At 48.8% G+C, this 19,465-nt stretch carries 9 protein-coding genes and 1 pseudogene; 3 read left to right on the forward strand and 7 right to left on the reverse strand.

What is annotated here, in order from left to right:
- The first annotated feature begins 207 nt into the window (after positions 1-207).
- A complete protein-coding gene (locus ACFSOY_RS08605; RefSeq protein ID WP_386045689.1) occupies positions 208-384 on the forward strand; it encodes an aspartyl-phosphate phosphatase Spo0E family protein in 177 nt (58 codons plus the stop codon).
- Positions 385-755: 371 nt separating this feature from the next.
- On the opposite strand, the gene ACFSOY_RS08610 is transcribed toward ACFSOY_RS08605, so the two are convergent.
- The 3 genes from ACFSOY_RS08610 to ACFSOY_RS08620 all read right to left on the reverse strand — a co-directional run bounded on the left by ACFSOY_RS08610 (position 756) and on the right by ACFSOY_RS08620 (position 3,984).
- The gene (locus ACFSOY_RS08610) at positions 756-2,090 is read right to left on the reverse strand and encodes a helix-turn-helix domain-containing protein (protein ID WP_386045691.1); all 1,335 of its coding nucleotides are present in this window, start codon (positions 2,088-2,090) and stop codon (positions 756-758) included.
- 690 nt (positions 2,091-2,780) lie between these two features.
- Entirely contained in the window at positions 2,781-2,999 is a 219-nt protein-coding gene (locus ACFSOY_RS08615; protein ID WP_386045693.1) for a hypothetical protein, read from the reverse strand.
- A gap of 124 nt (positions 3,000-3,123) precedes the next feature.
- Positions 3,124-3,984, reverse strand: a complete 861-nt coding sequence (locus ACFSOY_RS08620) for an AraC family transcriptional regulator (RefSeq protein ID WP_386045694.1) — start codon at positions 3,982-3,984, stop codon at positions 3,124-3,126.
- Positions 3,985-4,094: 110 nt separating this feature from the next.
- Between ACFSOY_RS08620 and ACFSOY_RS08625 the strand changes: the two genes are divergently transcribed.
- On the forward strand, positions 4,095-5,141 hold the full coding sequence (locus ACFSOY_RS08625; RefSeq protein ID WP_386045696.1) for an SGNH/GDSL hydrolase family protein: 1,047 nt from the start codon (positions 4,095-4,097) through the stop codon (positions 5,139-5,141).
- 96 nt (positions 5,142-5,237) lie between these two features.
- Here the strand turns inward: ACFSOY_RS08625 and ACFSOY_RS08630 are convergent, their stop codons facing one another.
- Both ACFSOY_RS08630 and ACFSOY_RS08635 read right to left on the reverse strand, forming a co-directional pair.
- Positions 5,238-9,869, reverse strand: a complete 4,632-nt coding sequence (locus ACFSOY_RS08630) for an amino acid adenylation domain-containing protein (RefSeq protein WP_386045698.1) — start codon at positions 9,867-9,869, stop codon at positions 5,238-5,240.
- Between the two features lie 817 nt (positions 9,870-10,686).
- Entirely contained in the window at positions 10,687-12,108 is a 1,422-nt protein-coding gene (locus ACFSOY_RS08635) for a hypothetical protein (RefSeq protein ID WP_386045700.1), read from the reverse strand.
- A gap of 287 nt (positions 12,109-12,395) precedes the next feature.
- Here ACFSOY_RS08635 and ACFSOY_RS08640 point away from each other — a divergent pair, with 287 nt between their 5' ends.
- Positions 12,396-12,719 (forward strand): arsenate reductase/protein-tyrosine-phosphatase family protein, encoded by a 324-nt coding sequence (locus tag ACFSOY_RS08640; protein WP_386046787.1) that lies wholly within the window; start codon positions 12,396-12,398, stop codon positions 12,717-12,719.
- Positions 12,720-12,792: 73 nt separating this feature from the next.
- On the opposite strand, the pseudogene ACFSOY_RS08645 reads toward ACFSOY_RS08640, so the two are convergent.
- Together ACFSOY_RS08645 and ACFSOY_RS08650 are read right to left on the reverse strand one after the other, a co-directional pair.
- A pseudogene (locus tag ACFSOY_RS08645) lies at positions 12,793-13,153 on the reverse strand (GNAT family N-acetyltransferase); the annotation flags it as partial.
- 19 nt (positions 13,154-13,172) lie between these two features.
- Complete coding sequence (locus ACFSOY_RS08650) at positions 13,173-19,376, reverse strand: DUF4062 domain-containing protein (protein ID WP_386045702.1); 6,204 nt, start codon at positions 19,374-19,376, stop codon at positions 13,173-13,175.
- Positions 19,377-19,465 lie beyond the last annotated feature (89 nt).

Raw genomic sequence — 19,465 nt, forward strand, 5'->3', positions numbered from 1 at the left:
ACCACTTGCATCAAGGAGTAGATCACTACTTCTGGCAGTGACCTCCTTTCTTTGTGTCAACTCGACTTTATCTTCAAGGCAAACTGCATGAATCTTTCGCCGAGCTCGATGCGGAAGCCTTGACCGATACGGTCGACGACACACACAAGGTAGCGAAACTGCTACCTTGTTTTTTTGTTCGAAGAACAATCGGGATGGGGTGGGATTGTGAAAGATGCTGTTGCTTTGGAAACAACCATTAACCGCTTGAGGAGTGAGATGATTCGAAACTATGAGAAGACTGGCGATCTTCGTAACTATAATGTGATCGCCCTTAGTCAAGAGTTGGATATATACCTTTTGAAGTTTCAGAAACTTAGCGATCAGAAGAGACAATCCCGATGAGTCGGGCGTTTCGTTAGAAAGTACAACCTGATCCTTGAAGTTCTTTGTATTACCAGTATCATTTAGTGTAGAGCAATGTTCGCACATTTTTCATCCCCAACTATAGATTCAGAAAGGTTGACAGAGTGTTCTTCCGCAACAAAAAAACCCCCTCGTGGAGATTCACTCGCCATAAGGGGATTTCGCATATTACAACTCATCCCAAATTGGGAAAATACCCGACACCATGTGGACCAGGGTCAGAAAAACTTGCTGTATGTCTCGTATTATGAGGCTGTAGGTCTGAATCTATGAAATTTACCCCAAAGGAAAACAGTAACAAGAGAACAAAGCCCGTCAGTAACCACTTTCTCATTCATTTCCCTCCTAACCTATTTGGGAGTGACGAACAGCACAGCAGGATTCCGAAGTAAACGGTTCCTCTTTTCAGAAAACTCTAGAGCTTGCGCAAGGTTTCCCTGTGCTTTATATGCGATGACTGCTGCTTCCAAAGAGTCCGCCGATTCCTTCTCCAATCCCATTTTACCAAAAATCTCAGAAGAAATAACAGAATACTCAATCGACATTGCATATTCTTTAATGTCTATGAGGTAATTTGAAAATACTCGATAGACATATGCATATTTGGCTTCACCTTCTGCCTCATCCCTCGTGAACAGATCCAATGCACTTGAAATATATTGTTTTGCCTGTTCGAAGTCATCGACATGTTGATACAATACACACACTTGCGCATATAAGTATGCCTGATTCCGTTTGTCTTTGATACGCTCATATTCGTTAGCTGCTTCGATTAAATTCGGGATCGCTTCCTCCGGTGACTGCTGACTTTGAACAAAGAAAGCGTAGTGGTGCTTTGCTTCCAAAACCCACTCCACGATCTCCAGCGTCTCATATAAAACAAGAGCCTTTTTAAAATACTCTCCAGCGTTTACATACTGCTCTTGGTTCTTATATACGATCCCTAGAACGAAATATGCATCGGCCAACTTTTTCGGATCAGTAGCTTTTTCATACACTTTGATTGCATGTTCAAGATAGGTCCGAGCTTCATTGTCTAAACGCAACCACCTGCATGAGTTCCCCAGATTGTATGAAATGTTGCCACATAAAATATCCGGTTCAGGGAACCGAAGGCTGTTTTGATAGGCTCTTGTGTAGTAATTATAGGCGTTGACGAGATTTCTAGCTCTTTGCCAAGCAATGCCGAGCTTATTAAAAACGGTTGCAAGAACTTTCGGGTCTGTTTCCCGATCAGCTTCAAGTTCCTGGTGGAGATTTGAAAGAAGAGCGATTGCTCTTTCCATCTCGGACACACCTATATGACAATCACTAAAGCAGATTATCAAGTCTATTTTCTGGTACTTGTGTAAACTACGAGTTCCTACTTCGTCTAGGATCTGAATGGCAGACTGAAACTCCCGGCGATGAATCAAACCTTTCACGTAGTCAAGAAGAACATCCGTCTCAATACTTTTTCGAGAAGCAATTCTATTCAGCAACTCGCCAAACGAAGTGTCCAACTTTTCGCAAAGACCTTGAAGAATTGCATTCGAGGGCATGCTTGGGTAGTTACCGTTCTCGATTTGGCTAAGAGCAGATTCAGAGCATACACCAACGGCCAACTCTCTTTGGGAAAGTCCCTTTTCCTTTCTCAAAAAACGAATCCTATTTCCAATCTCACCGAGGTTCATATTCGTTTCCATACAATACCTCCTGGAAAATGTTATACATGGATATTATAACAAAATAATATGAAATTACATATTAAAAGTAAAATAAGATTTCCTCTGTGACTCGTCCTCATTCGTCCTGCAAAAATCCATTCAGTACAATTACCCAAACCCTTGTGAAGCGTTGACTCCTCTAAAGGACATCTCGCTAGTGTCATCGGAACTTGCATCATCATGTATCATAGAAACGTTCCGTGTGCATGAATGCAAAATGATTAAAGATCATGCTGCACTTCGTGTAACCGAGTTGCCCCCTCACGTTTACCTCTCCCCCTTCTGATACCAAAAGGGCTGTGTGCCATGATCATCTCATGGCACACAGCCTCAGGAAAAAGCCATATTTCTAGGAACAACTCTTGTAGAGTGACAAAAAAGTTCTTTCATTTGATCCTATAAAAAGTGCCGATCCTCACCGGTGGGCTCTTTGTAACGCTTCCTCCAACATATCAAATGCCAACCGTTTCGCACGTTCAAATGTCAATCTCTTGTCCCCTTTATACTCCCACTTGAATGTTCGTAGGAAAATAACGCCATAGCCGCCGTTTCCGAATTTGCTTTTCATCATCGTGAAGTGGTAGCCTTTGTATTTCAATGCGAAGTTACCTTTGTTGTTAGAATGCCAGGATTTCTTGAGAAAGCTCTGGGGACGCATATACCTGTTCTTTAGCTTTGTCTCCCGTTCCATTCGCCGAAAAATATTCGCTTTCCATACTGAGCGCAGTGTTGCCCTACCCTCGTAGGGTAATCGGGATGCTGCATGATATGAACGTACCGAATGCCATCAGTGGCGAGCACGATCGCAAACACCGCGACCCAAACGGCGATAAAATACCAAGACTTGTCGAACGCCTGCTTCCCCAGCTTGTACCAGAACGTAGACATGTCTAAGTGATTCCCCTATACTAAAATCCGTTTTGCAAATACCTGAACACAGTATCGACATTAACCACTACTTCCACTCCCAGCCCAAAGAGCCAACTCCCCCCTGCGGAGAAAGTTGGCTCTTTCAAATGTTCGTTTTTTTCAGAATCGGAATCCAAGCCTCGCAGCGATACGCTTCCGCCTGTGCATCTCCCGGCAAATACACTTCAAGCTCCGGCAAACCTGCGTGCTCAAATTCGGTCGCTGGAAACCACACCTTGTAAATTTTGCGCAATCCGCTCTGCATCGCCCCCGGCAGTGGCCCCGCACAAGGGAAGATCGCCCAGGTGGCAGCCGGAATCGTTTGGACGGAGCATCCCTGTGCCAAAACCAAAGAAGCGGTGTCTGCTTCCCTAGCGATCATATATGTGAATTCTTCCTCAAAACTCATGGTTAGGCCAAGCAAAGGCGTCTCCGTGGAGGGCGAGCCCAGCTTGTCAAGCGTGCCGTCCTTCCGGCTTTCCCCCCAAAACCACTGCCGGGTACGGCCATCCTGACCGCAAACGAGCTCTGCCGACTTCCCGACGACGGTGAACGCTTCTTTTTCCACAATCTGATAATCCACCTCCGCGTCGCCCAGCGCGTGCGGCTCGAACGAAACGCGGGGAAAGGCTTTGATCGACACGCCCGGTTTCCGGGCTGCCGACGGGGAGACACCGTGGAGCTTTCGAAACGCTTTACAGAATGACTCGGGAGTATCATAGCCATATTTAAGCGCGACATCGACCACTTTCGCCGAGGATACGGCCAACTCTTGGGCGGCTAACGTCAACTTGCGCTTTCGCACATATTCACCCAGCGTGATCCCCGACCACATATGAAACATCCGCTGAAAATGAAAGGGCGACGAATACATCGCCTTCGCAATGGTCTCCACAGGAAGCGATGCTTCCAGATTGCTTTCGATAAACTCCAGCGCTTCCTCTAACCGTTTCTGCCAATCCAAGCCGCATCACCTCACTCCCATTTTACAACAAAGCATGAAAAGACAGGATCGTTTCCCTCCCCGTTGTTACACTGTGATCACATAAGAATCACACACGAGAGGTGATGGAAATGAGAAAATGGCTGTACTCAGTCGGAATCATCTGCATGGTTGCCGCACTCCTTACCGGGTGTCAAACCGCTTCCTCGCCTGCCGCAGAGGAGAAAAAGCTGATCGCACCGACCAGCCCCGAGTGGCTCTATACGCATGGCCCTTGGAAGAAAGTCAACGAGCCTGAATGGGGCGACGTGATGAAGGGTTGGATGAACAGCACCGACCGACCGCAGTTCGGCAGACGCGCCGCCATCGAAACGGACAGTCCCTTCGCCATCCTCAGACAGCGCGCCATCGGAGGTACCGTCACCATCTTTGTCGACGGCAAGCTGGCGATCGAACAATTGATGAGCGCAAAGACGAAGGAAATCCCGATCTACAGCGGCAGCGCCGGTTGGCACAAAATTGAAGTTGTCTTCTCCGACCACAGTGAGATCGACGGGCTCTACATCAGCCCGGACGCCAAAGTCAGACAGCCGGAGCACAACCAAAAGAAGCTGGTCGTCATCGGCCACAGCTACATCGACGGTACCGGCTCCAGCAATCGGGGATTGACCTCGATCACACCGGTCTTGGGCGACATCCTCGGCGTGGAAAGCATCAACCAGGGCATCGGCCGAACGGATGTCGACGTGCCCGTCCCGGCCAGCGCCAAAAACAGCGGATTAGACCGGGTACAGACAGATATCATCCAGCTCAAGCCCGACTATGTGCTTTCCGTCTACGGTTTTAACGCTCGCGGGATGATTCCCGAACAATTCCAGGCAGATTACGTCACGTTTTTGAAAACGATCCAAGATGCCCTGCCCGCGACTTCTGTTTTCGCCAGCGGAATGATCTCCGTGCCGTCCTTGTCCGAAGAATCGGAGCTCACCTACAATACCGCGATCAAAAACGCCTGTGCTAGCGTCTCGAATTGCACATTCATCGATCTGGCAGGCAAATGGAACGAGGGCAATTACAGTCAATATCTCTCGAATGACGGCGTTCACCCGAATGACAAGGGCTACCGGTTCTTGGCAGAAGAATATGCGAATGTGATGTCCGGGGTGATCAAAAAGTAAATATCACATGTCTGCCCCCCACAACAAACCCGAGCAACAGAAAACGGAACCTCGTTCTTGAGGTTCCGTTTTTTGTGCGATCAAACATGCAACCAACTAGAAGAGATCATCGAGATCGAGCTCCTCCGACTCGAACAATTGGATTTGCGACAAGCGCAGATGCGGGTCAGCCACCATTTGGCTCAACACATGCTGCAACTGTTGCAAGAACTGTTCCACCGTCTCCGGCCGGAAGCGCAGCGGATGATACTGCGTGCTGAAGGTCAACACCCCATCGCGCTCGATCATCTCCATATGCAGATCGAACTGCACGGTCAGGTCATCGCCCAAGCCGGCAAACAGATCCTGTTGATCTGCCAGCAGTTTCTCCAGCGGATACACGCGCACATGGACACCCTCGTCCAGTTCCCAGAACCCGCTGTGTGCATTCTGCCCGACGAAGACCACCGAGTACGGCGTGACATTGCTGCCGCGCAGGGCTCGCAGCTCATTGAGCACATAATCAAACGGATAATCCTGATTCGCATAAGCGCCCAGCGCCGACTTCGTCACGCGTTCCAACGCCTGCGCAAAACTCGGATTGTCGGTCAGGTCGGTACGCATCACCACCGGGTTGACCAACAGACCCATCAGCCCGTCGAGATCAGGATGCGTGCGCGCCGACAATGGGACGCAGAGCGTAATGTCCGTCGCGCCGGACACCTTTGCCATCCACATCTTCAACCCGGTCATCACCGTCATATACAGCGTGTTGCCCTGTGCGCGCGACAGTTCCTTCAGACGATCGGTCAACGCCGCATCGAGCTGCAGCTGCACGTATCTGCTGGATTCATGTTCAGCAGGCGGTGTCGCGTAATCATACGGCAGCGGCGGTGCTGCGACGTCGCCTGCGAGTTGCTGCAGCCAGTACGCTTTTTGCACATCGAGCTCACCGGAAGCCAAGCGGTTGTTCTGCCAGGCGGCGTACTCGACATATTGCAGCGCCGGCGGCAGTTGCGGCAGATCCGCCCCTTTCGCCAACGCCTCATAATACGTGCGCAAGTCCTTCATGAACACGCCGGCGGTCCACCCGTCATAGGCGATCTGATAGACGCTCAGCACCATCATGTGCTGCTGTTCCGTGAGCGCGAACAGGTTCATGCGGAACAGCGGCCCCGTGCTCAGGTCATACGGAGTCAGCGTATCCGCAGCTGCAAACTCTGCCAGGGCCGCCCACTGCTCCTGTTCGCTGCGTCCGGTCAGATCGTGGAACTGGCAAGGGATCGCCATGTCGTCCTGCACGATCTGATAAGGGATGCCGACACGCTCTTCGTAAGTCGTGCGCATCACGCTATGCCGCGCCACCACCGCGGCAAACGCAGCGGCGAACGATTGGCGGCAAAGCGGCCCTTCGATCAGGTACGGCAGTGTAAAGCCATACCCATGTTTCGCGTCATATTGATACTGGAACCACAACCGCTGCTGGGCGTTGGACAGCTCATACGCCGCTTGCCGCGGCAGACGCGGGATGCCCTGCTCGTTGCGGCTTCCCGCGCAGCTCTGCTCCTGCTCGACACGCCGGGCAAGCCCGCCGATGGTCGGCTCTTCGAAGAAAACACGCAAGGGCAGCCGCGTTTGAAACTCGCGATTTATCCGCGAGATGATCCGCGTCGCATGGAGCGAATGTCCGCCGAGATGAAAGAAACTGTCGGCCAAACCGACCCTGTCCACGCCCAAGATCTCCTGCCAGACCACGGCGATCTGCTGCTCCACAGCTGTGGACGGCTCGATAAAGTCGGTTTGCAAGTCCGGACGGTCATCGCCCGGGTCTGGCAATTGCTTGCGATCGATCTTGCCGCTGATCGTCGTCGGCATGTGCTCCAGAAGGAAGAAGCGCCATGGCACCATGTAGTCGGGCAAACGCTCAGCCAGATAGGCACGCAGCGCTTCGGAGGTCGTCTGCTCGCCGTCGCGCAGCACGTAATAAGCGGCGAGACGATAACCGTCCGGACGCTTGAACGCGACCACAGTACAGATCTGCAGCGACGGATGGGTCGCCAGCACCGCTTCAATCTCGGCCAGTTCCACCCGCTGTCCCCGCACCTTGACCTGATCATCGCGGCGTCCGAGGAACATGATGCAGCCGTCCTTGCGCAAATAACCGCGATCCCCGGTCTTATACATCCGCTCCCCCGGGAAAAACGGGTCGGGCAGAAAGGCTTCCCGCGTGCGCTCCGGATCGTTCAGATAATCGCGCGCCAATCCGATGCCGGCCAGATAGAGATCCCCGGCCACACCGACCGGCACCGGCTGCAGATGCTCGTCCAGCACATAGCAGCGGTTGTTGTCGATTGGCCGTCCCACCGAGACGATCTCCGCCTCGAATGCATCGGCCTCCGTACAGGTATGAATCGTCGAGTCGATCGACACCTCGGTCGCGCCCCACGTGTTGTGCAGGCTGCAGCCGACCCGCTCTTGGAAATTTCGCACCAGGTCCGAACGCAGCGCTTCGCCGCTCGACCCGACATGCCGCAGGCACTTCAACTGCTCGCGGTCCTCCTGCGTCACCGCATCGACGAACAGCGCCAGCATGCTCGGCACAAACGTAAGAAAAGCGGCTTGGTAGCGAATCGCCGCATCGAGAATCGCCCGCGGGTCTTTGTGCAGTCCCGGCTCCAGCAGCGCGATGCGCGCCCCCACCATCAGCGGCCAAAAAAACTCGCACGCCGCATCGTCAAACGTCAGCGTGGTCTTCTGCAGCACCGTCTCCTGCGCCTCCAGCTGATAGGCGCGCTGCATCCAGATCATGCGGTTCACCCAGCCCTGATGTGTGCTCGACACCCCTTTGGGCTTGCCGGTTGAACCGGATGTGTAGTAAATCGACACCAAATGCTCAGGCGTCACCGCCACGACCTGCGCCGTCGTGGGTTGCTCCGCGAGCAGATGCGCATCGCGGTCCATCAGCACATATGAGACGACCCCTTCCGGCAATCTCGCAAGCAGGCTGCTGTGCGCGACACAGACGGGAGCTTGCGCATCTTCCAGCACTTGGCGTATCCGAGCCATCGGCGCATCCGTATCCAGCGGCAAATACGCGCCGCCCGCTTTGAGAATCCCGATCAGCGCCACCACCATGTCGAGCGAGCGATCCAAACACAGACCCACCGGCACGTCCGGGCCGACCCCAAGCGCACGCAGCTGGTATGCCAGTTGGTTCGCCTGCGCCTCCAACTGCGCATAGGTCATCGACTCCTCGCCGTAGATCGCCGCCACATGGTGAGGCGTTCGTGCCGCCTGCGCTTCAAACAAGTGATGCAAACAGACGGGAGGAACCTCGGTCGCCGTCTCATTCCACTCAAACACCACCTGCCGCTGCTCCGCTTCGCTTAACAAGGGCAGCGTGGCAATCGACCGCTCCGGATCGGCGACAGCAGCCTCCAGCAGCTGCTCAAAATGCTGGGCCATCCGCACAATCGTCAGTTCGTCGAACAGATCCGTGTTGTACTCGAACTTGGCCACCAATCCGCGATCCTCTTGGCAGATCCAGAGCGTCAGGTCGGTCTTTGCTGTCTTGTTGTCGATCACATACTGGGTCAGGCTGAGACCTGGCATCTCCCGTCCCTTTGTAAAATCGCGCTCCGAGAGAAACATCACCTGAAACACCGGCGAGTAGCTGGGGTCGCGCTCCTGCTGCAGTTCCTCCACCAATTTATCAAACGGCAACTCCCCGTTCGCATAGGAAGCGCGGGCACTCTGATCGACATGAGACAGCAATTCACGGAACGACATCTCGCCCGACAATTGCGTCCGCAGCGCCACGGTGTTCACAAAACAGCCGATCAAGCCATGCGTTTCCTCTTGGTTGCGCCCCGCCACCGGCGAGCCGACCACAATGTCCTGCTGACCGGAATAGCGGTACAGCAGCACATTGTACACAGCGAGCAGCGCCGTGTTCATCGTCACGCCCGCCTCTTGACGCAAAGACTTCAACCGCTCCACCAGCGCAGGCGGCAGGACATGCGAATAGCGCACCCCGTCAAACGTCTGTACCGCCGGGCGCGAACGGTCGGTCGGCAATTTCAAGAACGGCGGAGCTCCCTCTAGATGCTGTTTCCAAAAATCAAGCTGTGCCGCCACGACAGCACTCTCCATAAACTGGTTGTGCCACACCGCATAATCGGGATATTGAATCGGCAGTGCAGCGAGTTGCGGCTCCTGCCCGGTGGCAAATGCGGAATAAAGGGCGCACAGCTCCTTGCAAAACACGCCCAACGACCAGCCGTCGAAAATGATGTGATGGATGATGAACACCAGCACATGTTCCCGTTCTGCCAACTTGAACAGCGTAAACGTAAACACCGGACCCTCGCCCAGATCGAACGGCCGGCGTGCGACCTCGGTCACCATCCGTTCCAGCTGCGCCTCGCGCTCCGCTTCCGCCACAGCGCTCAGATCCATGATCGACAATTGCGGCTGCAGTTCGGAAGCGATCACCTGCACCGGCACCCCGTCCTCCGAACGATACGCAGCGCGCAACATCTCGTGACGTTCGACGATCACCTCCAAGCTCCGCGTAAGCGCCGCCAGATCCAACTCCCCCTGCAACCGCATCGCCCGAAACGTGTTGTACATCGGATGCCCCGGTTGCAATTGGTCGATAAACCACATGCGATTCTGGATCGAAGACAGCGTGCCGGTGTCGCGATACTGCTTTCGTTGAATGGTCAGTTCCTTCTCTAAATGGTTCATTGTTTACCTCCCGTGCAGTGTTTTCGAAACGGTATTTTATCTGTTTCAGTTTATCATCGGTCGAATTATTTCATTATAAATCATTAGTTTTAAAAGTTTGACAATCAGCTCCAATTTCCTTTTCCTAAAATTGGATTTTTTAAATACTGTTCCTTAGCTGTAACAGAAAAACCGCTCTATTTCTCGTAAGGAATGAATGGACGGAATTTTGAGTGATGTGCCACCTGCCTACTTATTTGCACTAGTCGGTTTTATCCTCAGTCCAACCTTGAGGTCGCTCCCCCCCAACCCCCTCTCCAAATAAAAAGGCTGTGTACCGTGATTGACTCACGGCACACAGCCAAAATGGAATAACTTTTTTGTACCCGAAAGAACTTTTTTGTCACTCTACTGTTTCCGACAAATAAAGTTCTTTCCTTTGAGGCACGACGAGGCCTTGATGTACCGTTGTTCACCAGAGGAAAAATTGAAATAAAGTTCTTTCCTAAGTTAGGGGCTTCGTCAAAATCAGGGGAGCAAATAGAAAATAAAGTTCTTTCCTTAGATATCTCCTTCTGTTTTATAAAAGCAACACTGTGGTCACCATTGAGTAATCACTTCCCCAATATAAGCAATTTCATGGACTCACAGTTCAATCGGACCAGTTTTTCAGAACGGTTTGACTTCTATCTCGACTATAGAGTAGGAAGAAACTTGTATTGAGACCATAGTTATCCAAAAAATGATGTGCCTGACAAAAAAACCAGCTTAACTGACAAGCTGGTTCCACTTTGACATCCTTTGCTTATACCAAGGTTTTTGCTTATATGTGAACGACTTATCCAAGAACCACTCTAATGTCCCAATCCCTCTGCTTACACTGATCTTCCATATCCTCTGAATCAAACGTGGCACCATTGTAGCTTTTCAAATACGTTTGAAGTTCCTCCGAAAAAAATCTTTCTTTAGAAAAGATCAAGAATTTGAATTGATTTATAAATCTTCTCAAATTTTCGAACCAATAACGTGGTCCACCCTTTTCCAGTTTCTTAATCACAAGTTCATTGGAAGCCTCATCGTAATAGATCATATTGTAGCCAATGATCTTATTAAATCTGAAGAGTAGTTCGTTGTACAGATCATTCAGATCACTGGATGTGCTTGGGTATGAATGTCGAAAGACTTCAAGTTTATTAACTTCCTCATCCAATTCACGACCGTAAAAGCTATACCCGTATGAATTGATAAGATCTTTGTGGCTACATCTAAACTTTATGTCAGTACTCTCAAAGCCCAGAACATAGCCCTTAATTCGCTCATCTGCATATAGTACCTGAATTCCACTCTGAGAGAACAGTTCGTTGTATTTTGGAACAAGAGTATCCATGTATTCTTGTTTGTGAAGGTGGAGTGAGGTCATTCCGTTGACGTATCCATACTCCATCATTCTATCGTAATATTCCCGTGGACAGTTCTTTTTCGCCCAAACCGCAAGATCAACTGATATAACGTGATCATCATCCTTGTGGATTTCAACATATCTCCGAATTCGTTCTCGCTCGATTTCATGCTCCTGCAACGCCACATGGATATAGTGGAGTGTCTTTCCACGTTTCCCATCGAGGTATCGATCGTAATGTATTTTCAGCACCGATACTTGTTTGTCATAGTTTCTTCTGGCTTTCTTGGGAATCACAATGGCCAAGCTATCTAACTCTCGATTCAGTTTTTCTACAATCGAGGTTATACCATTGATCTCCTTGTTGATCTGAATTTCGCTTCTCAAACGAATTGCGGATTTTTGACTCTTCAGCTTTTGTGCTTCATCCATTCCCAAGTCAAAATCAAACTTTCCAAAACAATCCCCACCTACATTAAGTCGAACGTTTTGATTGTGCACGTTAACAATGTAGTAAATATGGTTGTTTGGTGTCCCACAGAGAGAACATGGAATTGGCTCTTCTCGATAGTCGATCGCATTACCTCCCGCAGAGTCATCGCCAATCCATTCCTTAACCGCAGCTTTCAATAAGCGTTCTGCTACCGAAACAAAGTCTTCACGCCTGTCAGCATTTAGGCTTTCGAGGTCTTCCTCTTTAACACGATCCTTGTCAATCAGAAAAGAAAAAAACCATTCGAATTCTGGAATACTTTTCAGCAACTGACTCGCATTTAAAAGTGAGCAATCTTTTTTATGAAGCACTAACCTCCCACGTGACTCCCTACTTTCTTCATTTGCTGATGACATCGCGCAACTCATGGAACCCCCTCCTAACACTTTGAACAAACGATGATAGAATATCAGATTATCAGGGTATGTTCAACCATTCCTTAATTTGAAATTTTATTTTCTATTTTCCTGAATGAAATTCTTCATTGCACTGCATTATTGAAAAAAGTATTTCCGGTAGTTTTTGATGAAGTATGTCCTAAGGTTCTTCAGAAGAAGATGTATGCTGTGCACCGCCTGCTACTTCTGAACTCATCAGACTTGATTAGTACCATTGCATAGAAAGGTGGACTTTACATGTCAAATAACAAAAATACATATATTTTCTTTGCACAGGAAATTCTCGCAGTAGCCAAATTGCAGAAGGGTTCGGAAAGAAGTATCTGGGTGACAGATACGAGGTTCGAAATGCAGGCATTGAGGCACTTTTTCTGAACCTGAATGCTGTCAAAACAATGGCAGAGGTATTAAAACGATCGGCTTTCGTGATCACTCTTTGCGGCTATGGCAGTGAGAAATACCCAATCACACCTCCAAATATTACTCGGTTCCATTGGGGCTTTGACGATCCAGCCAAGGCGATGGGAACAGAAGAAGAAAAATGGACCGTCTTTCAACGCATACGTGACAAGATCGAGTAACGCATTATACAATTTGCTGAACAAGGTCAATAACGATACGAAAAGGCCCTCGCCATGAGGACTTTTTTCCATCTTATGAATCCGTGTTGAGCAATTTCTCCATCGCCACGACATCTACAAATTTCCCTTCGAGAATTCCTTGGTTTTGAAACACTCCCACCTCTCGAAAGCCAGCCTTGCGATACAGGCATTGGCCAAGACCGTTGAAAGGGAAGGTGAAAAGAACGAGTTTATGAAATTCGTTTTCTTGAGCCGTCTGCTCAAGCTCCTGTAACAACTTTTGTCCAATTTCACGACCACGATGTTCTCGATCGAAATATACTGAGAGACCACCCACCCCTCTGTATGCGGTACGGCTACTGTATGGGTCTACCAATGCCCACCCAACAAGTTCACCTTCAAACTCAGGCAATTAGAACAAAGTAACGTCCTTGCCTGTTTAATTGCGATCGTTTAGGGAAGTTCTTTAATCATTCCTTGGATTTTGCCCATGAACCGTAAAGGCATACTGTATGGCAATTGGAGTAGCACATGTTTCGTCAGGTCGCTCTCCCACAGATAGGGAATTCTCACAAGAAGCTGTTTTAAGAAGTCCAAGAACATCGCGCTCGATTTCTCTGTGCTCTCCGTTTGAGACAGTTGAGCTAAAATCATGATGATCCACTTCCACTTTTCCTCCGACTCTTTAACAACATCTGCAAGATCCTCAACCAGGATCGTTTGCCAGACAGCCCTATCCTCCTCCGGCAACGCTGCAATCGCATCCGCGATGATTACCCCCTTTACAAGGAACGTATCATCTGTCCTGTGAAGAGATATGCGATATCGTTCCAAACCGTGTAGGACAGCTGGGACAAGTTCATCGTCAATTCGAGAGCGAGACAGAATCCTCAACAGAGTTGGAACGAGATCACTCATCTCTCCATTTTCACCCGTAACCATGAGGACTTGCTTTGCTATTTGGTTTGGGTCAAACCACACCTCTTCTTGATCGACTCCCCACATTTGCAAGATGTCCTGTAGCCTAGACATGTTGTTTCGCGCATACGGCGAAGACAAGGGATTGTTTACTCTTGCAAAGGTAAGAAACACTTCTTCGATCCCTGGGAGTGAAAGTCTTTGTTCAAAAAACTTCGTACGCATATCACGAAGAACCGCCAGTAGGCGTTCGTGTTTGATAGGATTCTCCTCCAAGACACCTAACGCTCCCCCGACCACCGTTCTCCACATCGATGCTGAGCGTGGATGCGCTACATCAAGAGGATACGCTTTGATCCCCATTAGAATTGGATGCTGCACCAACACCTGCTTGTTGATCTCACGTAACTTCTGACTTAGCTTCTCTACTTCTTCTAAAGAGGGATGAATATCTTGAGCAAACAGGTGTACCATTCGATCTGCATAGAGATAAGCCCAAAGCGACCGGTGTGTTTCGGACGAGAGTTGGTACTCATGGACGGTTGCAAGATGACAGTCTGCGTACTTCAACATAGCCAAGTACATGTCAAACCATATTTTGTCGGACCGGAAATCCCCACTTTCCACATTGAGCATCTTTTCCATCACTTCTTGGAACACTTCTTTCTCTTCATCTTGAAGATCTAGAACAAGATAGCGCAAGATATTCTGTAGTTGAATCGGATTTCTCGAGCTCGACAAGGTTTCTCGACACCACTTGCGAACAAGGTGTTCCGGCAATACCTGTTCGCTCACCATCCTCTGAACAAGCCTAGAAAATTGACTGTCTCCCCCCATTGGCATCGCACTGCAAACTGACAACATATCCCTTGCCCCTCGACTTTCAGACATGCTTCTGTACATGCCATACCACGTATCACTAGTCCATTCATCATCAGGAATAGGCAACCAGTTCCTAAACATCTCGGGCTTCGAGGGAAAATAGACCTCATGTCCATCTAGTAGCTCCTGCAGAACTTGAAGAAAATAGAATTGATGCGAGACGCTTAGCCTAAACTGGAGTTCTTCCACTACTTTTGAAACGTCCCCTTCGAGACCCAATTGTGAGCGGACACGATCAAGGTGATCGTCTGTCAGATACAAGTAAGGACTGGCCTTCATGAGCCATCGAAGTCGCATTGTCGGGTTAGGATGGGTAAGTTCTTCATAGAGTACAGGGATTTTGGACTCAAAGCTCGGTGTGTGCAATTGGATAAACTGAGTTGCTAGATTCTGACCCTCATGAAACGTCACAGCTAGCGTGTGGCCCGCATGGTGTTCCTCACCTGTAACATCATGGCCTCGCTCCAAAGATCTGTTAACCATTAGCTCCCATTTTTCATGCGGGATGGTAAGGTTTTCAACATGCAACGTCCTCCTTGGACTGAACCCGAATTGTTTTAGCAAATCACCGGCCAATTCCTCTGGTAGATTTGATGTGAATCTCAGCAACACCGTTCTCAAAATCTGTGAAGGTTGTTCAAAGATGATCGAAGAGAGATTCACATACTCCTCAATAAACCGACAACGAAGTTGCGGATGACTGTTCCAACGATACAACAGCCTAGGGTATAACCAGTCGAGATATGCTTGGCGGTTCTTTTCCGAAAATCGGAGTGAACGCAGCACAAGTTGTACATCGTTTTGAGCTATTAGCCTTTCTACAGAGAAGTCCATTCCCACCGTGTCCGGAAGGTCGGCATTGACCTCAAACATCACGCGCAACACCCATTCGGACCGAGCGTATGTTTCTACAAAGTCAGTGTCGGCATCATAATCCTTCCACAGCAGTCGCAACACCTCGAGGGCTTCGTCTTGCAACAATTTGATATACCCTACGCGTTCTGGGATCAGGTAGTGGGGTAAACATTCACTACCCAGAAATGAACAACCTCCTATGGCAGAATCGAGTGAGTACCTTAACGTGAGGAGGTTCCGATTTTCAATCAAGTTGCCTGTCGGATGGTCGACTCTCGATTGCATCAGTAATCGTTGAACGTAAAATGCTGGCGGAACACGGTACTGGACATGACTGCGGTACAACTTGTTTAGTTTTTCAACATGTTGTGGTCCTGTCAAAAACCCCCGATTCTCTAAGAACGACAAAACATCAAACACATTGACCAACGGAGCTTGACTACTAGAGCCTGCTACATAACTGTTCAGACATCGTTCATCACACCAGATTGGAAGAATCTCTCCCTCATGTTCCTCCAAAATATCACGCATTTGCCCTGTGAGTCTTTCATCTTCTGACTCTCTCTTGGAACTACGGAGATAATGTAATTTCTCTTCCGCAAGCAAGTTTCGAAGTTTCTCCACCAGACCTTCCAGCCACTGAATGGTCTCTCGTTGTATGTTCGTATGCTCTTGTTCATCTTCCAATGCTTGTTTGACCCTAGTTGGAACAAGTACGTCAAAATGGTCGGTTAACTGTTCGAGCCAGTCATGTTCGGCCATTTCTTGTAAAAAGAGCATGTCAACAAGCAGAGGGTTTGAACCTTTAACCAACTGGTCCACAATTTCTGTTCGCACGGGATGCTGCTCATGGTCCATCTCCACAAAGGAGTCAATTGACAACTCTCCTTTTTGTATGAGTGCGTGCAAGACTTCGTGTGGGTACACCTGTAGATTCTGCAATTCCTTAGGCACTGTTCCCTTTCCCAACCATTCTGTTGCAAAGGAATCCTTTACCAACCATGCCTTGTAATGTTCTGCAGTTTTCCACAATGACTCTTCGTGAAGAAAGGTGTCTCCCAATTGGTGACCAATAGGTTCCAGCAACTCGGTCAACTTGACCGGAAGCCGATTCAGTTCGGTGAGCACTTTATTTCGTGTCATCTCCACAGAAGGCTGATGATGATTGAGCCTGTTTATTTCATCCAACACTGAGGGAATCAAATCTGGAGATACATAAATGACAGAAAACGCTTGTTTCAACAAGTCGAACAATTGAAGAGCATGCGACGTCAAACAGGCTGTGTAGTCCATTTTGATTTGATCACCCTGGTACTCTGACAGTCCCTTCCCGTATTTCGCTCCAAAGGCCAGCGGGATTATGGGACGCCGCTTGCCTTGGTGATGGCAGTTCTTCCTCCAAGTTTGATAGAACCACCCGCCAAGATTGCTTTTTTGGGCATCCGTCACAATATGCAGAGGAATTTTTCCCTTGGACAACATATCTTGCAACTCTTGCTCTTGCTCTTGCCACTGCTTGTTAATTTCCATTAGATCATCAAAGTCAACAAGTCGCATGTTCTGACTGTCAGGAAACCTCCTACGAATCTCTAGCAGAAATTCACTGGCTTCATCATCATGATTTGTAGCATGTCCAATTTGCATCGCATGGAGGTAAAGATGCTCTTTCTCTGGATATTTCTCAACCGCTTTCTTCGCATAACGGAATGCTTGTTCAGGTTGCGTGTGCTTGAGAAAATCAGACAACAACACATATACCTGTGCATTGTCGAACCCTCTCTCTAATCCAGAAAGGAGGGCAGTCTGTGCTCCCAGTTGATCCCCTAGGCTTTGATAGAGTTGCACACGAGTCATCAATAACCCTATCGTGGGAGCTATTTCCCATAGCAAGTTCGCGCTCTGCAAAGCTTCTCGATTTTGGCTAAGGCCCCAAAGGGCATTCACTTCCAAGCGCTTCGAGTAATGGCTCAGCTCTCCTTCCGGATACAGGTTTTCGTAACGTCGTAGAGTGGCAAGACAGTCTTGCAACTTGTCTGCCTTCAACAAAGCATCGGCCAACTTTTCTACCACACCAGCGTCGGGGTATCGTTGCAGCTTTTGCTCCAAGAGAGGGATCAAACGCTCCCACTCCTGAAAATGCACAAGCAGCGAAGTCAAATTTTCATAATCAGCCGGAAGTCCGCGCAAGTCGACCAGTTCTTGAGCTTGCATCACGGCCTCATCTAATCGGCCTTGCTTCGTAAGCAAAATGAGTCGGATCAACCCCTTTTGCAGATGATCCAGTTCGCCTGCATTTTCTACCACCTGATAAGCTGAACTCCAATTGCCTTGGCTAGCTATCGTCAGAACCGTGAGACGAATCCACTCCTCTTGCCCCCCGTTTTTGTAGAAATCAGCCTTGTGATCCTCCAACATGTCAGCTGCCTGTTGGATCTCCCCTCGCTGAAACTTCCATTCAATGAAAGGTCCCAGCAAGCCGCTCTCTGCTGTCCCCTGATCAATCATCTTTTGAACAGGTTGAAGATGATCGCTTGGATCTAGATCGAACCCATGACTGAGAGCAAATCGAAACATTTCTTGACGAGTCGGATTATCCCGAAGAAAGTCCAGTGTTAGTTTCTCCACACTTGAACGCCTTTTCGGCAACAACACGGCTGTGAGGATCCATGCAAGTTTGGCATTCTCGATCAGTTCAGGAATCTCCAGGGTATCGGCATATATCTGTGCCTGAGCGAAAAACTCGAGGGCATTATTTAGATGCAATATCTGTTCAGCGGTGGGGATAAAGAGTTGTTGGTAGGCTACTAGTGGAAAGAGATTACCTCTGTGTTGTTGGTATTGCTCTGGAAAACCTCTCCAGTACTCAATGTAACCGGCCGTGAGAAAATACCGTGGGTACTTTTGGTCCGTCCTCATGAGCCTCATGCTCTCCCGTAAAGCCCGGTCAAATTGTCCTGCCGCAAGAAAGCAAAGTGCCAATTGGTTCCGTACCTCTGGGGATATCTCACAGTTGCATCGCTGAATCAATTGGTCAGCCTCGCCTGCTCTTTTGAATTTTCGCAAGAGAACTAATGCATTGGTGAGAACCTCCTCCTTATTCAAAGGCTCTAACATCTGTAGAGCTTCATCAAATTGTGCTTGTTTACTCAAAACGAGTGATTGGTAGATACGGTCATCAATGGTAGGATCTAACAATTTCGCTTGGGCTGCATAATTTGCGGCAACTTCGATGTCATGACCATCTTCCAGGACCCAGATTGCAACTTGTAAGTTATACTTTGCTCGAATATTTTGAGGAATATCTCGTTCTCGTTCTTTTAGATAACCTCGGAGCTTTTCAGCTGCACTTGTTCGATCGCCAAGATGTCTCCTATGCAGCATCTCCTTTAATCGACCTTCAAAAAGCTCCTCAGCATTATTTGATTCCGCATGAAATTGACCAATGTTAACAGTAATTTGGTTGTGATTGCTGATAGTAATAGGTGTTTGTATGATCGAACCCGACACAATTGGTAAAGAAAATGGAGTAACTCCCCCATCTGCTTCAAACCAATCTTCTGTAGTCATTTCCAAAAGAAATCTTAGATACTCAGCATTGTGAAAATTACGGGAAAGGACTTCACTACGAACCTTTTCGATAAAAGATCGTAACTTGACCCCGTCTTCATCAAACGAGTCGGTGGTACCTTGTTGCTCAGGAAGATAGATATATACCTTGCTTTTGAGGCCAAGCGTTTTGGCTTTCTCGTACTCCAATTCCGTGATCGAAAACTCATGTCCGTTAGGAATCGAACCATAACGATCCCCAATGATCAAAAGATAATGGTCGCATTTCTCCAAACGTTGATAACACGCTTCGAGTATCGTTGTGTCTGCAGTTGGAAAGTCTTCCATAGTCTCGATAGTTGCTCGTCGCCTCATTGAATCATATGCCACCTGCCGAAACTCGATCAAATTACTGTAGGTCCCGCCTATAAATATGTGTGGCGTGTTCCGTAGCATGATCTCCCTCCTTCCGACATTACATAGTTGGGTTCATAAAATCGGGTGAAAACACTTCTTTGTTCACAATCTAGTATACTGCAATTCTT

Origin of the sequence: Tumebacillus lipolyticus (assembly GCF_042682745.1) — a bacterium.
GTDB lineage: Bacteria > Bacillota > Bacilli > Tumebacillales > Tumebacillaceae > Tumebacillus_A > Tumebacillus_A lipolyticus.

Excerpts from the sequence above, each read along its gene's own strand:
- ACFSOY_RS08610 (WP_386045691.1), bottom strand. The coding sequence starts at position 2,090 with ATGGAAACGAATATGAACCTCGGTGAGATTGGAAATAGGATTCGTTTT.
- ACFSOY_RS08615 (WP_386045693.1), bottom strand. The coding sequence starts at position 2,999 with ATGTCTACGTTCTGGTACAAGCTGGGGAAGCAGGCGTTCGACAAGTCT.
- ACFSOY_RS08625 (WP_386045696.1), top strand. The coding sequence starts at position 4,095 with ATGAGAAAATGGCTGTACTCAGTCGGAATCATCTGCATGGTTGCCGCA.
- ACFSOY_RS08630 (WP_386045698.1), bottom strand. The coding sequence starts at position 9,869 with ATGAACCATTTAGAGAAGGAACTGACCATTCAACGAAAGCAGTATCGC.
- ACFSOY_RS08635 (WP_386045700.1), bottom strand. The coding sequence starts at position 12,108 with ATGAGTTGCGCGATGTCATCAGCAAATGAAGAAAGTAGGGAGTCACGT.
- ACFSOY_RS08650 (WP_386045702.1), bottom strand. The coding sequence starts at position 19,376 with ATGCTACGGAACACGCCACACATATTTATAGGCGGGACCTACAGTAAT.